Source organism: Bradyrhizobium sp. BRP22 (assembly GCF_020194175.1).
Classification (GTDB): Bacteria; Pseudomonadota; Alphaproteobacteria; order Rhizobiales; family Xanthobacteraceae; genus Bradyrhizobium.
Genome location: NZ_JADYVX010000032.1, coordinates 1 through 13806 on the forward strand (window position 1 = coordinate 1; position 13806 = coordinate 13806).

A 13806-nucleotide genomic window follows, 5' to 3' on the forward strand; every position below is an offset into this window, starting at 1 on the left:
CATCGCGCAGGGAAAGCCGGAGTTGCTTCGGTTGACCTGTGGTCCTACCCCCGTGCTTTTTGTTGCACGGGGCCCACGGGTGCAACCGGCACCCGGCTTTCCCTGCGCCCTCAGCTATCGAAGAGGGTGGAAAGTAAAGCAAACCTCGGGCGCATTGCGTCGCGAGAACGTTAATTTGCGCCAGTGCCGCTGCATGGACTCTCGTTATGTTATATTATAACGTCATTCCGAGATGACCCACGCGCATACCCATACCCACGACCACGTCCACACCCACGAGCATGCCCACAGCCACGGTGCGGCAACACCGCATCCGGCGCAGGCGGCGACCTGGTCGATCCTGCGCATGACCGTCGCCGCGCGCCTTGCCGCGGCGCTCGCGGTCTGTGCCGTGCTCTGGGCCTTCGTGCTCGTCGCGATGAGGTGAGCCGTGCCCGCACAACTGCAATTCCGCAACGTCACGCTCGGTTATGACCGCCACCCGGCGGTGCATCACCTCAACGGCGAGGTGGCCTCCGGCGCGCTGCTCGCGGTGATCGGTCCGAATGGCGCCGGCAAGTCGACGCTGTTGCGCGGCATCACCGGCATCCTGAAGCCGCTGTCCGGCGCGATCCATCTCGGTGGTCTCGACCACAGGGACATCGCCTATCTGCCGCAGTCGGCCGAGATCGACCGCAGCTTTCCGATCTCGGTGTTCGATTTCGTCGGCACCGGACTGTGGCGCGGCATCGGCCTGTTCGGGGGCATCGGCAAGGACGCGCGCGAGAAGGTGCTCGCCGCGATCGCCGCGGTCGGCCTCAACGGCTTCGAGAACCGTCCGATCGGCACGCTCTCCGGCGGCCAGATGCAGCGCATGCTGTTCGCGCGGGTGCTGCTGCAGGATGCGCGATTGATCGTGCTCGACGAGCCGTTCAACGCCATCGACACCAAGACCACCACCGACCTGCTGGCGCTGGTCAAGCGCTGGCACGGCGAGGGGCGCACGGTGCTGGCGGCGCTGCACGACCTCGACATGGTGCGCGCCAATTTCCCGGAAACGCTGCTGCTCGCGCGCGGGCCGGTGGCGTGGGGACCGACATCAGAGGTGCTGACGCCGGAGAATCTCACGGTGGCGATGCGGATGTGCGAAGCCTTCGATGACCGCGCCGCCGCCTGTGCCGTGGATACCTCGCGCGCCGCCTGAAGCATGATGAGAGTCAAATTGCACCCGCAACGCCCGCTGCGCTCCCTCTCCCGCTTGCGGGAGAGGGTCGGGGTGAGGGTGTCTCCACGATGGGACTACCGTGGGGAGAGAGCCCTCACCCGGCGCTACGCCACAGCCGAAGCACGCTTCGGCGTCTCTCAGGAACGGCCGCAAGGCGGCCTTTGCCTCCCTCGCAAGCGGGAGAGGTGAAGTGAACTCGCTGCTGACTGACGCGCTGATCGCGCCCTTCACCGAGTTCGAGTTCATGCGCCGCGCGCTCGCGGCCGTGGTCGCGCTGTCGCTCGGCGCAGCGCCGATCGGCGTGTTCCTGATGCTGCGGCGGATGAGCCTGGTTGGCGATGCCATGGCGCATGCGATCCTGCCGGGGGCGGCGATCGGCTTCCTGCTCTCCGGGCTCAATCTGTTCGCGATGACGGTGGGCGGCCTGGTCGCAGGCTTCGCGGTGGCATTGCTGGCCGGCCTCGTCGCCCGCAACACCGAGCTGAAGGAGGACGCTTCGCTCGCGACCTTTTATCTGGTCTCGCTGGCGCTCGGCGTCACCATCGTTTCGATCAAGGGCACCAACATCGACCTCTTGCACGTGCTGTTCGGCGACATCCTCGCGATGGACAACCAGACGCTGCTGGTGATCACCTTCAACGCCACCATCACGCTGCTGGTGCTCGCGGTGATCTATCGGCCGCTGGTCATCGAATGCGTCGATCCGGTGTTCCTGCGTACCGTCAGCCGCGCCGGCGCGCCGGCGCATCTGGCGTTCCTGGCGCTGGTCGTGGTCAACCTCGTCAACGGCTTTCATGGGCTCGGCACGCTGCTCGGCGTCGGACTGATGATCCTGCCGGCCGGCATCGCGCGGTTCTGGTCGCGCGACATCACCGGCATGATCTGCATCGCGGTCGCTAGCGCGATCCTTTCGGGCTACGCCGGGCTGGTGCTGTCGTTCCAGACCCGGATTCCCTCAGGCCCCGCGATCATCCTGGTCGCCGCCGGGCTCTATCTGGGCTCGCTCCTGTTCGGCAATGTCGGCGGGCTGGTCCGCCAGTTGTTCCCCGGCCGGCATCTGGAGGCGTAGCGGCAATGCGACGGTGGTTCTGGCTCGCGCTGCTCGCGCTCGCTACGCTTGCTGGTCCGGCGCGCGCGCAGGATCGTCTCAAGGTGGTCGCGAGCTTCTCGATCGTGGCCGATTTCGTGCGCAATGTCGGCGGCGACGGCGTCGACGTGGCGATGCTGGTTGGCCCGGACGGCGATGCCCACGTGTACCGGCCGACGCCGACGGACGCCAAAAAGGTCGCGGAAGCGAAGCTGCTCGTCATCAATGGCTTCGGGCTGGAGGGCTGGCTGTCGCGGCTCGTGCAATCCGCCGGCGGCAAGGCGACCATCGTTACGGCCACCAGCGGGATCTCGCCGCTCAAACTCGGCTCGGCGGCCGATCCGCACGCTTGGCAGTCGGTTGCCAACGCCAGGATCTATGTCGCCAACATTCGCGACGCGCTCGCCGCCGCGAGCCCGGCAAACGCGGCCGCCTTTCGCGCCAATGCGGATAGCTATCTGGCGCAGCTCGACGCGCTGGACAGCGAAGTGCGGCAGGCGGTCGCGACGATCCCGGAGGCGCGCCGCAAGGTGATCTCGACCCACCGTGCCTTCGGCTATTTCGCAGCCGCCTATGGCATCGAGTTCATTGCCCCGATCGGGGTCTCGACCGAGTCCGAGCCCAGCGCCCGCGATATCGCAGGGATCATCACCCAGATCAAAAAGACGAAAATTCCGGCGATTTTTCTCGAAAATGTCAGCGATCCCCGGCTGATCCAGCGGATTGCGGACGAGACCGGGGCCAGGATCGGCGGGACCCTCTATTCGGACAGTCTCACTGCCGAAAACGGCGAAGCACCCACTTACATTGCCATGGTAAGGCACAATATAAAGGCCCTGACCAGCGCGCTCGGCCACTAGGGCGGGGGCCCTCCCTGCCGGCCCGGGCAGCGCTTCTTTAGTTCCGCCCCGGAGTCGCCATGCCAGAACCTTCTTCGCAAAAGATCCCTGTGACCGTGCTGACGGGCTATCTCGGCGCCGGCAAGACCACGCTGCTCAACCGCATCCTGTCCGAGAACCACGGCAAGAAATACGCCGTCATCGTCAACGAATTCGGCGAGATCGGCATCGACAACGACCTGATCATCGGGGCCGACGAGGAAGTGTTCGAGATGAACAACGGCTGCATCTGCTGCACCGTTCGCGGCGACCTCGTCCGCATCATGGACGGGCTGATGAAGCGCAAGGGCAAGTTCGATGCCATCATCGTCGAGACCACGGGCCTCGCCGATCCGGCGCCGGTGGCCCAGACCTTCTTCGTCGACGAGGACGTGCAGAAGAACGCTCGGCTCGACGCCGTCGTCACCGTGGCCGACGCCAAATGGCTCAGCGACCGGCTGAAGGATGCGCCCGAGGCCAAAAACCAGATCGCGTTCGCCGACGTCATCGTGCTGAACAAGACCGACCTCGTGTCAAAGCCGGAGCTCGCCGAGGTCGAGGCCCGCATCCGCGGCATCAACCCCTATGCCAAGTTGCATCGGACCGAGCGTTGCAAGGTGGAACTTGCCGACGTGCTGGAGCGCGGCGCCTTCGACCTCGACCGCATCCTCGACATCGAGCCGGATTTCCTGGAAGCCGACGAGCATGATCATGACCACGATCACGATCATCATCACCATGGCCACGACCATCACCACCATGACCACGGCCACGGCCTGAAGCATTACCACGACGAGGACATGCAATCGCTGTCGCTGCGCACGGACAAGCCGCTCGACCCCACGAAATTCATGCCGTGGCTGCAGAACCTGGTCGCGACCGAAGGCCAGAAGATCCTGCGCTCCAAAGGCATCCTTGCCTTTGCCGGCGACGACGACCGCTACGTGTTCCAGGGCGTCCACATGATGCTGGAGGGCGACCATCAGCGGCAGTGGAGGGAGGACGAGCCCCGCGAGAGCCGGCTGGTCTTCATCGGCCGCGAATTGCCGGAACAGGCGATCCGCGACGGCTTCGAGCGCTGCATCGTCTCGTGATGAGCGAGTTCGATCCGGGCGAAGTGCCCTCCATCGCTTCGATGACCGATCAGGTGCGGCCGGTGCCGTTGGGCATGGCCGTCACCGCGGTGCATTTCCTCGGCGACACCGCCCACTTCATCGGCGCCGAGGAGAATGTCGCTGTCGTCAGCGCGGAGGGCGAGGTCTCGCAGACGCCGGTGCATGGCGGCGCGATCCTCTGCTCCGCGTGTGATGGCGAGCGCATCGTCATGGGCGGTGACGACGGCAAGCTGGTCGCGCTCAACGCCAAGGGCGAGGTCTCGACCTTGGCGACGGACCCGAAGCGGCGCTGGATCGACACCGTGGCTCTGCATCCCGATGGCGCGGTGGCGTGGTCGGTCGGCAAGACTGCCTTCGTGCGTCCGGCCAAGGGGGAGGAAAAATCCTTCGATGCGCCGTCCACCGTCGGCGGTCTGGCGTTCGCGCCAAAGGGCTTGCGGCTGGCGATCGCCCATTATGGCGGCGCGACGCTGTGGTTTCCCAATATGGCGGCCAAACCGGAATTCCTGGAATGGGCCGGCTCGCATCACGCCGTCACCTTCAGCCCGGACAACAAGTTCCTGGTCACCGCGATGCACGAGCCGGCGCTGCATGGCTGGCGGCTCGCCGACAACAGGCACATGCGGATGAGCGGCTATCCCGGCCGGGTGCGGTCGATGTCGTGGAGCGCCGGCGGCAAGGGGCTTGCCACCTCGGGGGCGGAGACCGTGATCATCTGGCCCTTCACCTCCAAGGACGGCCCGATGGGCAAGCAGCCGGGCATGCTGGCGCCGTTGCAGGCGCGCGTCGCGGTCGTCGCCTGCCACCCGAAGGACGACATCCTGGCCGCCGGCTATGGTGACGGCACCGTGCTGATGGTGCGGATCGAGGATGGCGCCGAGATCCTGCTCCGTCCGAACAAAGGCGCAGCGATTTCCGCGCTGGCCTGGAACGCCAAGGGTACGCTATTGGCATTCGCGGACGAAGACGGCGACGGGGGTCTGCTCGCGTTTTAATCGCCCTGTCGTGTCCAAGCCGTATTGAGGGGGCATGCGGTTTCTGACGACCTTCCAGCTCGCCGATTTCTTCGACACGCTGATGAGCCTGACCACAGCCTTCGTGCTGGGCACGCTGATCGGCGCCGAACGGCAGTATCGGCAGCGCACCGCGGGCTTGCGCACCAACGTGCTGGTTGCGGTCGGAGCGGCGGCATTCGTCGATCTCGCGATGCGGCTGTCGGGGGCGGACGGCGCCGTGCGGGTGATCGCCTATGTCGTGTCTGGCATCGGCTTCCTCGGCGCCGGCGTCATCATGAAGCAGGGCATGGATGTGCGCGGGCTCAATACGGCGGCGACCTTGTGGACGTCTGCCGCGGTCGGCTCCTGCGCCGGCGCCGATATGGAGGCGCAAGCCGCGGCGCTCACCGTGTTCATCCTCGCCGGCAATACGCTGCTGCGGCCGCTGGTGAATGCCATCAACCGCATTCCGCTCGACGAGCGGGCGTCGGAAGCGACCTACTATTTCAAGCTCGCGGTGACGACCGAAGCCCTGCCCGACATGCGTGACCAGCTCGTGGAAAAGCTCGAAGCCGCGAGCTACCCGGTTGCCGATGTCGAGGTCCAGGAGGTCGGCGACGATCTGCTGGAGATCGTGGCGAGGCTGGTGAGCACGTCGGTCAATCCCAACGAACTGAATGCCGTCGTCGTCGACCTGCAGCGCCAGGCGGGCGTCCGCCACGCCACCTGGGAGGTCAACACCGCCGATTAGGGCTCGAGCACCGGCTAGTCTTCCAACAGGTCGGCAATGACCAATCGCAATTGCGTAAATCGCTGCAAACCAGATATCACGCAATAGCATCTGCGAAGGGCGGCTCTCGGAGCTTCCACGCTTGCATGCGCCAGGCCGGCGCGGTTCCCCTTGCCCCTACGCGCGGAACCAGGGCTCGCCGGGATCGTTGACCCCGCGAACAATTGAGGCGGGTAGAACGAAATGGCGACCGGCAAGCAGCGCAGCTATCGGAAGGATCTTCTGATCGCATCCGTCCTGTTTGTGGGCGGACTTGTGATATCGGGCGTTTCGCTGGTCGAGATCGCCGCGCGCCAATCCCAAGAGATGGCGCAGGCGACGCCGCCGGTGCACTCCTCCCCGCCCAATCCGCAGGCCAAACCGGCCGAATCAAAGCCCGGTGGTGAGCGTCCGACCACGCCGGCGCCCGAACCCGCGCGTCCTGATCCGGACGCGCAGAAGACCGGGGCGCAGCCCGCGCTCCCGCCAGCGCCGGCGGAAAAGACAGCGCCGCCGGTCCAGCAGAAGAAATAGCCGCAGTCATTCCGAGCGCGGTGCTGTCCATCGTCCCAGAATGACGAGAGGGGAACGCGCCGCCTTCAGCGCACCAGGATGTTCCGGAACTGCCAGGGATCGGAGGTGTCGATATCCTCCGGGAACAGGCCGGGCCGGTCGGTGAGCGGGGTCCAGTCGGTGTAGAAACCCTTTACTGGGCCAAGATACGGCCGCTGGATTTCCAGGCAGCGGTGGAAATCCAGCTCGTCGGCTTCGACGATGCCGGCTTCCGGATTTTCCAACGCCCAGACCATGCCTGCGAGCACGGCCGAGGACACCTGCATGCCGGTCGCGTTCTGGTAGGGCGCAATGCGGCGGGTCTCCTCGATCGAGAGCTGAGAGCCATACCAATAGGCGTTCTTGGCGTGGCCGTAGAGCAATACGCCGAGCTCGTCGATGCCGTCCTCGATCTCGTTCTCATCAAGGATGTGCCATTTCGGCTGCATCCGCCCGGCAGCGCCGAACATCTCGTGCAGCGACAGCACGGCGTCGTTCGCCGGGTGATAGGCGTAGTGGCAGGTCGGGCGATAGATCACCTTCTCGCCGTCGCGCACGGTGAAATAATCCGCGATCGAGATCGACTCGTTGTGGGTGACGAGGAAACCGTATTGCGCGCCGGGCGTCGGGCACCAGGAGCGCACGCGGGTGTTGGCGCCGGGCTGCTGCAGATAGATCGCGGCCCGGCAGCCATGCGCGTGCGTGCGGCCATTTTCCGGCATCCACTTCTCGTTCGTGCCCCAGCCGAGCTCGGCCGGCTGTAGTCCTTCGGAGACGAAGCCCTCGACCGACCAGGTGTTGACGAACACGTTCATCGGCTTCGGCTTCTTGGAACGCTGGGTGTCACGCTCGGCGATATGGATGCCCTTGACGCCGAGCTTGTGGGCGAGCTGGCCCCAGCCCTCGCGGCTCTTCGGCTCGTTGAATTCGATACCGGTGTCGCGGGCGATGTCGAGCAGCGCCTGCTTCACGAACCACGACACCATGCCGGGATTGGCGCCGCAGGTGGAGACCGCGGTGGTACCGCCCGGGCTCTTGCGCTTGGCCGCGAGCAGTGTCTCGCGCAGCGCGTAGTTCGAGCGTGCTTCGGTGCCGATGTTCTTATCGAAATAGAATCCGGCCCACGGCTCGATCACGGTGTCGATATAGAGCGCGCCGATCTCACGGCACAGCGTCATGATGTCGACCGAAGAGGTGTCGACCGAGAGGTTGACGCAAAAGCCCTGGCCGCCGCCGGCGGTGAGCAGCGGTACCAGCAATTCGCGATAGTTGTCGCGGGTGACGCCTTGCTTGATGAAGCGCACGCCATGCTTTTTGGCGAGCTCGCCGTCCTCGTGCGGATCGATGATGACAAAGCGCGACTTGTCATAGTCGAAATGCCGCTCGATCAGGGGCAGCGTGCCTTTGCCGATCGAGCCGAAGCCGATCATGACAATGGGGCCGGAAATCTTTGCGTGGATCTGCGAGGAGGGGCTCATCATTTTCTCCAGGAGACGGCTCGAGCGGGTGGATGGTTGTTAATGGATCAGGCAGTGCGTCGTTTCGCGGTGACTTCGATCTCGACCTTCATCTCGGGCCTGTAGAGCCCCGCGACGATCAAGAGCGTGGCCGCGGGTCTGATGTCGCCGAGAAACTCGCCGCAGACCGCGAAGTGGGCGTCCGCGTCTTTGGCGTCGGTGAGGTAGTAGGTCGCGCGGACGATGTCGGCCAGCGCGAAGCCGCCTTCCTTCAGGGCGGCCTCGATGGTCTTGAAACAGTTCCGTGACTGGCTCGTGACATCTTCCGGCATCGTCATGGTCGCGTAGTCATAGCCGGTGGTGCCGGCGACGAAGGCGAAATCGCCGTCGATCACCGCGCGGCTGTAGCCGGCGGTCTTCTCGAAGGGCGAGCCGGTCGAGATCAGGCGGCGAGACATTCAAGACCTCCTATTCTGAACGTTGCGCGACATCCGGGTACCTGCGCGGGTTTACGGGATTTTCCCGGCCGCGCAAACCTCGGTTCTGGTTCGCGGGTCAGCGGGAGTGCTGGGTCGTGTCGGTCGCGGGGGCAGACGGCGAGCTCCAGCGGCGCACGAAGATGTCCCTGACGATCATGACCGAGATCAGAATCAGGACGATGGTGGTGATGACGCTGCGAAGACGTGGACGCGCGACATCGCCGGTTGCGGGAAGGTTCTCGGCCATCATCGCAACCGTCAGGCGGCCTGCGGCACGGCGCGCAATGCCTTCGCGCGTGACTTGCGTTTAAGCAGCAGTGCGCCCGTTGCGGTGATCATGCCGCAGGCGCCGTCGAGCGCACCCTCGGCGAGTTCGAGGCCGAGCAGCCGATCGCGCTCGAACGGGCCGGGCAGCGCCAGTTCGCCCATCTTCCCGGGCGAGAAGCCGAAGCGGGCGTAATAGGGCGCATCGCCAAGCAGGATCACCGCGCCGTGGCCATGCCGGCGCGCGAGCTCGAGTGCGAGGTCCATCAGCGCGGCGCCGACGCCGAGGCCGCGGCAGGTGGGATCCACCGCCAGCGGCCCCAGCATCAGCGCGGGCTTGCCCCCGGCGCTGACGTGCCACAACCGCACGGTACCAACCAGCCGGCCGCTCGCGATCGCCGACAGGGCAAGGCCTTCGGCGGGCGCGCGTCCGTCGCGCAGGCGCTGGCATGTGCGCTGATGGCGGTTCTCGCCAAAGCAGGCATCCAGCAGCATTTCACGCGACTCGACGTCCGAGGAACGTTCCGCACGGATCGCGAACGGAGCGGCGCTCGGGGTGAGGGCAACAGTGGTCTTCCGCAAAGCAGTCATGGCACGTCAGTCCCCGCTTCCAGCGGCGGGGCGCACCGGTGGAAGCGTCGTTCAGAACTCGAAAATGTCAGGGAGGGAGCCGGCGGCCCGGCTCCCCGGTTCATCGATCCTATGGCGGATCAGATGTGGTAGGTCTTCAGCGGCGGGATGCCGTTGAAGGCCACCGACGAGTAGGTCGACGTATAGGCGCCGGTACCCTCGATCAGCAGCTTGTCGCCGATCTCGAGCGTCACCGGAAGCGGATACGGCAGCTTCTCGTACAGCACGTCGGCGGAGTCGCAGGTCGGGCCCGCGAGCACGCACGGCGTCATGTCCGCCCCGTCATGCGGGGTGCGGATCGCGTAGCGGATCGACTCGTCCATCGTCTCGGCGAGGCCGCCGAACTTGCCGATGTCGAGATAGACCCAGCGCACCTCGTCCTCGTCGCTCTTCCTGGAGATCAGAACGACTTCGGTCTCGATGACGCCGGCATTGCCGACCATGCCGCGGCCCGGTTCGATGATCGTCTCCGGGATCTGGTTGCCGAAATGCTTGCGCAGCGCGCGGAAGATCGACCGGCCGTACTGCACGACCGGAGGAACGTCCTTCAGGTACTTGGTCGGGAAGCCGCCGCCCATGTTGACCATGGACAGGTTGATGCCGCGCTCGGCGCAGTCGCGGAATACGGTCGAGGCCATTGCCAGCGCCCGGTCCCACGCCTTCACCTTGCGCTGCTGCGAGCCGACATGGAAGGAGATGCCGACCGGCTCCAGCCCCAGCCGCTTGGCGAGGTCGAGCACGTCGACCGCCATCTCGGGGTCGCAGCCGAACTTGCGCGACAGCGGCCATTCGGCGCCGGCGCAATCGTAGAGGATGCGGCAGAACACTTTGGCGCCAGGGGCGGCACGGGCGACCTTCTCGACCTCGGCGGCGCAGTCGACCGCGAACAGGCGAATGCCGAGCGCGAAGGCGCGCGCGATGTCGCGCTCCTTCTTGATCGTGTTGCCATAGGAGATGCGGTCCGGCGTCGCACCGGCGGCCAGCGCCATCTCGATCTCGGCAACAGTTGCGGTGTCGAAGCACGAGCCGAGCGAGGCCAGCAGCGACAGCACTTCCGGCGCCGGGTTGGCCTTCACCGCGTAGAACACGCGGCTGTCCGGCAACGCCTTCGCGAAGCTCTGGTAGTTGTCGCGCACGACTTCGAGGTCGACGACGAGGCACGGCTCGGTGTCGAGGCCCTCGCTGCGGCGGTGACGCAGGAATTCCTGGATGCGCTCGGTCATGGCACTCTCCCAAACGACCCCAGCGACGGGGCCGCATTTCAAGAACAAGACGTCGGATAAGAGTGCCTTGGCCGCATCGCGCGATGGAGGCGCAACGAAGCCAAAAAACTCAAACCAGACTGTGCTGCCGTGGATTGGTTGGGAGATTTCCCGCCCGCTCACCTGGCAATGAAGGACAAGCCTTTTCAGTAGCCCGCGCCGGCGTTGGAATGCCGGTAGAGACCAAAAAAGCCCGCTCCGTCGTTGCTTTAAGTCGCGTCCCCCGTTGAGAGCGGGGTGCGCCGGTTCGCCTCCGGCTGCCAGTCACGGTTGCAAGAGATGGAGAGACCTTCATCGGCATCCCTTGAGAGAGATGCTGGCCGCGTCAGAGGCGACCCTCGGTTCTTCATCCCTTGGCGGCTGTCCGGCCTCTTGTCCGGATACCTACCGACTGACACACGACCACAGGCACGTGCGAAATTGGGCAGGGCTGGAAATAAGTGTTTTGAGTTGGCTGCGCAAGAATTTTTTTGGGATGAGCGCAGATTTCCCTAACGCGAGCTTGCGAGTGTCGCTCGCTGCGTGCTTTCGACGGCGCCGAACATGAACGGACGTTAAGAGAACCTAACAGTCGGTTGCGCGTTTCAAGCTTCTGCCACAGTGTTTTCTTGATACGCGGCTCACGCGCGCCGCGTGAACGGCTCGACGCGCTGCGCTGCGCGGATGAACGCGATCATCACGAGGACGCCGAGCGCGAACAGCACCGCTTGCAGGATGTGTGCGCCGGTGTCCTCGAGCCCAAGCAGGATCGCGAGCGCCCAGCCGCCGGCGAACGCTGCGCCGAACACCTCCGCGCCGATCAGGATCGCCGCGCTGATCACGGTGATCACGCTCGTCCAGACGATCTCGCGGTTGCCGGTGGAGGAGGGCTGCAGGCTCATGGAAGAGGGTCCTTTTTGAGGGGCGCAATGTCCCCGAAATGGGCCCTGCGATCAAGCGCAAAAGGCCCAAAATTGCCGCATGACATGGTATAGATTGCCGCAATATCTGGGACAAAAACGGGATTTCGCATGTCGGCAAGCTCGCAAATTTCGGCCGCCCCGCAAGGTTCGGCCAACCCGCTCTTGCAGGGCTGGCAGACGCCGTTCGAGACGCCGCCCTTCGACGAGATCAAGCCCGAGCATTTCCTGCCCGCCTTCGAACAGGCCTTTGCCGATCACTCCGCCGAGATCGCGGCGATCGTCCATGATCCGGCGGCACCGGACTTCGCCAACACCGTTACCGCGCTGGAGCGCTCCGGCAAGCTGCTCTCCAAGGTCGCGGCGGTGTTCTACGACCTGGTGTCGGCGCATTCTAATCCCGCGATCCTGGAGATCGACAAGGAAGTCTCCTTGCGGATGGCGCGGCACTGGAACCCGATCATGATGAACGCCGTGCTGTTTGGTCGCATCGCGCTGTTGCACCAGAACCGCGCCTCGCTCGGCCTGAGCGGCGAGCAGTTGCGGCTGTTGGAGCGCACCTATACCCGCTTCCGCCGCGCCGGCGCCGGCCTCGACGACGCCGCAAAGGCGCGGATGGCCGAGATCAACGAGCGGCTCGCCCATCTCGGCACCACCTTCAGCCACCATCTGCTCGGCGACGAGCAGGACTGGTTCATGGAGCTCGGCGAGGACGACCGCACCGGGCTCTCAGACAGCTTTGTTGCCGCCGCCAAGACCGCGGCGGAAGAGCGCGGGATGGCCGGCAAGGCGATCGTGACGCTGTCGCGCTCCTCGGTCGAGCCGTTCCTGAAGACCTCCGCTCGCCGCGACCTGCGCGAGAAGGTCTTCAAGGCCTTCACCGCCCGCGGTGACAATGGCAACGCCAATGACAATAACGAGATCATCGTGGAAATCCTGGCGCTGCGCGAGGAAGCCGCTGGCATCATGGGCTTCCCGAACTACGCCGCCTACCGGCTCGAGGACTCCATGGCGAAAACGCCGGACGCTGTGCGCGGCCTGCTGGAGCGGGTCTGGAAGCCGGCCCGGGCGCGGGCGCTCGCCGACCGCGACGCGCTGCAGGCGCTGATCGCGGAGGAGGGCGGCAATTTCACGCTGGCGCCGTGGGACTGGCGCTACTACGCCGAGAAGCTCCGGCAGGTCAGCGCCAATTTCGATGACGCCGCGATCAAGCCATATCTCGTGCTCGACCACATGATCGAGGCCGCCTTCGACTGCGCCACCCGCCTGTTCGGCGTCACCTTCGAGGAGCGCAAGGACATCCCGGTCTGGCACCCCGACGTCCGGGTCTGGGAGGTGAGGGATCGCGAGGGCAAGCACAAGTCGCTGTTCTATGGCGACTATTACGCCCGCCCCTCCAAACGTTCCGGCGCCTGGATGACCTCGCTGCGCGACCAGCAGAAGCTCGACGGCGCGGTTGCCCCGCTCGTCATCAATGTCTGTAACTTCGCCAAGGGCGCGGACGGTGAGCCCGCGCTGCTGTCGCCGGACGATGCCCGCACCCTGTTCCACGAATTCGGCCACGGCCTGCACGGCATGCTGTCCAATGTGACCTATCCCTCGCTGTCGGGCACCTCCGTGTTCACCGATTTCGTCGAGCTGCCGTCACAGCTCTACGAGCACTGGCAGGAACGGCCGGAGGTGCTGCAGCGCTTTGCGAAGCACTACCAGACCGGCGAGCCGCTGCCGGACGATCTCCTGCAGCGCTTCCTTGCCGCGCGGAAGTTCAACCAGGGTTTTGCCACCGTGGAGTTCGTCTCCTCGGCACTGATCGACCTCGAATTTCACACCCAGCCGGCGGCGGCGAGCCGCGACGTCAGGGCCTTCGAGAAGCAAGAGCTCGAGAAGATCGGCATGCCCGCCGAGATCGCGCTGCGGCACCGGCCGACGCAGTTCGGCCACATCTTCTCCGGCGATCACTATGCCGCAGGCTATTACAGCTACATGTGGTCGGAGGTGATGGATGCCGATGCCTTCGGCGCCTTCGAGGAGGCCGGCGACATCTTCGATCCTGCAACCGCAAAGCGCCTGCTCGACGACATCTATTCATCGGGGGGCTCGCGCGACCCGGAGGAAGCCTATGTCGCCTTCCGCGGCCGCGAGCCCGAGCCGGACGCGCTGCTCCGCCGGCGTGGCCTGCTTGAGACGGCCGAGGCCGCCTGACGTGCGCGCCCTT

Annotated in this window: 15 protein-coding genes; 9 read left to right on the forward strand and 6 right to left on the reverse strand. The window is 65.4% G+C overall.

Annotated features, from left to right (window positions below; genetic code table 11):
• Positions 1–232: 232 nt before the first annotated feature.
• The 8 genes from I6F35_RS30075 (at position 233) to I6F35_RS30110 (ending at position 6582) form a co-directional block, all read left to right on the forward strand.
• Positions 233–427: a hypothetical protein gene (locus I6F35_RS30075; RefSeq protein WP_225121263.1), complete on the forward strand. Its 195-nt coding sequence runs from the start codon at positions 233–235 to the stop codon at positions 425–427.
• 3 nt (positions 428–430) lie between these two features.
• A complete protein-coding gene (locus I6F35_RS30080; RefSeq protein WP_225121264.1) occupies positions 431–1183 on the forward strand; it encodes an ABC transporter ATP-binding protein in 753 nt (250 codons plus the stop codon).
• A 220-nt stretch (positions 1184–1403) separates the two neighbouring features.
• Complete coding sequence (locus I6F35_RS30085; protein WP_225121341.1) at positions 1404–2273, forward strand: metal ABC transporter permease; 870 nt, start codon at positions 1404–1406, stop codon at positions 2271–2273.
• Positions 2274–2278: 5 nt separating this feature from the next.
• Entirely contained in the window at positions 2279–3151 is an 873-nt protein-coding gene (locus I6F35_RS30090; protein WP_225121265.1) for a zinc ABC transporter substrate-binding protein, read from the forward strand.
• 59 nt (positions 3152–3210) lie between these two features.
• Positions 3211–4263, forward strand: coding sequence for a GTP-binding protein (locus tag I6F35_RS30095; protein WP_225121266.1), 1053 nt, complete (start codon positions 3211–3213; stop codon positions 4261–4263).
• On the forward strand, positions 4263–5279 hold the full coding sequence (locus I6F35_RS30100) for a WD40 repeat domain-containing protein (protein ID WP_225121267.1): 1017 nt from the start codon (positions 4263–4265) through the stop codon (positions 5277–5279). Before I6F35_RS30095 ends, I6F35_RS30100 begins: the two co-directional genes overlap by 1 nt.
• A gap of 34 nt (positions 5280–5313) precedes the next feature.
• On the forward strand, positions 5314–6030 hold the full coding sequence (locus tag I6F35_RS30105; protein ID WP_225121268.1) for an MgtC/SapB family protein: 717 nt from the start codon (positions 5314–5316) through the stop codon (positions 6028–6030).
• Positions 6031–6252: 222 nt separating this feature from the next.
• Entirely contained in the window at positions 6253–6582 is a 330-nt protein-coding gene (locus I6F35_RS30110) for a hypothetical protein (RefSeq protein ID WP_225121269.1), read from the forward strand.
• 65 nt (positions 6583–6647) lie between these two features.
• On the opposite strand, the gene I6F35_RS30115 is transcribed toward I6F35_RS30110, so the two are convergent.
• The 6 genes from I6F35_RS30115 to I6F35_RS30140 form a co-directional block, all read right to left on the reverse strand.
• Positions 6648–8078 (reverse strand): homospermidine synthase, encoded by a 1431-nt coding sequence (locus tag I6F35_RS30115; RefSeq protein WP_225121270.1) that lies wholly within the window; start codon positions 8076–8078, stop codon positions 6648–6650.
• Positions 8079–8125: 47 nt separating this feature from the next.
• Positions 8126–8515: a RidA family protein gene (locus I6F35_RS30120; RefSeq protein ID WP_225121271.1), complete on the reverse strand. Its 390-nt coding sequence runs from the start codon at positions 8513–8515 to the stop codon at positions 8126–8128.
• A gap of 97 nt (positions 8516–8612) precedes the next feature.
• The gene (locus I6F35_RS30125; RefSeq protein ID WP_225121272.1) at positions 8613–8783 is read right to left on the reverse strand and encodes a hypothetical protein; all 171 of its coding nucleotides are present in this window, start codon (positions 8781–8783) and stop codon (positions 8613–8615) included.
• Between the two features lie 11 nt (positions 8784–8794).
• Positions 8795–9391, reverse strand: a complete 597-nt coding sequence (locus tag I6F35_RS30130; protein WP_225121273.1) for an N-acetyltransferase — start codon at positions 9389–9391, stop codon at positions 8795–8797.
• Positions 9392–9510: 119 nt separating this feature from the next.
• Entirely contained in the window at positions 9511–10653 is a 1143-nt protein-coding gene (locus I6F35_RS30135; RefSeq protein ID WP_225121274.1) for a type III PLP-dependent enzyme, read from the reverse strand.
• A gap of 659 nt (positions 10654–11312) precedes the next feature.
• The gene (locus I6F35_RS30140) at positions 11313–11573 is read right to left on the reverse strand and encodes a hypothetical protein (RefSeq protein WP_225121275.1); all 261 of its coding nucleotides are present in this window, start codon (positions 11571–11573) and stop codon (positions 11313–11315) included.
• A gap of 129 nt (positions 11574–11702) precedes the next feature.
• Between I6F35_RS30140 and I6F35_RS30145 the strand changes: the two genes are divergently transcribed.
• Complete coding sequence (locus tag I6F35_RS30145) at positions 11703–13793, forward strand: M3 family metallopeptidase (RefSeq protein WP_225121276.1); 2091 nt, start codon at positions 11703–11705, stop codon at positions 13791–13793.
• The last annotated feature ends 13 nt before the right edge of the window (positions 13794–13806 follow it).

Excerpts from the sequence above, each read along its gene's own strand:
- I6F35_RS30075 (WP_225121263.1), top strand. The coding sequence starts at position 233 with ATGACCCACGCGCATACCCATACCCACGACCACGTCCACACCCACGAG.
- I6F35_RS30090 (WP_225121265.1), top strand. The coding sequence starts at position 2,279 with ATGCGACGGTGGTTCTGGCTCGCGCTGCTCGCGCTCGCTACGCTTGCT.
- I6F35_RS30095 (WP_225121266.1), top strand. The coding sequence starts at position 3,211 with ATGCCAGAACCTTCTTCGCAAAAGATCCCTGTGACCGTGCTGACGGGC.
- I6F35_RS30100 (WP_225121267.1), top strand. The coding sequence starts at position 4,263 with ATGAGCGAGTTCGATCCGGGCGAAGTGCCCTCCATCGCTTCGATGACC.
- I6F35_RS30105 (WP_225121268.1), top strand. The coding sequence starts at position 5,314 with ATGCGGTTTCTGACGACCTTCCAGCTCGCCGATTTCTTCGACACGCTG.
- I6F35_RS30110 (WP_225121269.1), top strand. The coding sequence starts at position 6,253 with ATGGCGACCGGCAAGCAGCGCAGCTATCGGAAGGATCTTCTGATCGCA.
- I6F35_RS30115 (WP_225121270.1), bottom strand. The coding sequence starts at position 8,078 with ATGAGCCCCTCCTCGCAGATCCACGCAAAGATTTCCGGCCCCATTGTC.
- I6F35_RS30120 (WP_225121271.1), bottom strand. The coding sequence starts at position 8,515 with ATGTCTCGCCGCCTGATCTCGACCGGCTCGCCCTTCGAGAAGACCGCC.
- I6F35_RS30125 (WP_225121272.1), bottom strand. The coding sequence starts at position 8,783 with ATGGCCGAGAACCTTCCCGCAACCGGCGATGTCGCGCGTCCACGTCTT.
- I6F35_RS30130 (WP_225121273.1), bottom strand. The coding sequence starts at position 9,391 with ATGACTGCTTTGCGGAAGACCACTGTTGCCCTCACCCCGAGCGCCGCT.
- I6F35_RS30135 (WP_225121274.1), bottom strand. The coding sequence starts at position 10,653 with ATGACCGAGCGCATCCAGGAATTCCTGCGTCACCGCCGCAGCGAGGGC.
- I6F35_RS30140 (WP_225121275.1), bottom strand. The coding sequence starts at position 11,573 with ATGAGCCTGCAGCCCTCCTCCACCGGCAACCGCGAGATCGTCTGGACG.
- I6F35_RS30145 (WP_225121276.1), top strand. The coding sequence starts at position 11,703 with ATGTCGGCAAGCTCGCAAATTTCGGCCGCCCCGCAAGGTTCGGCCAAC.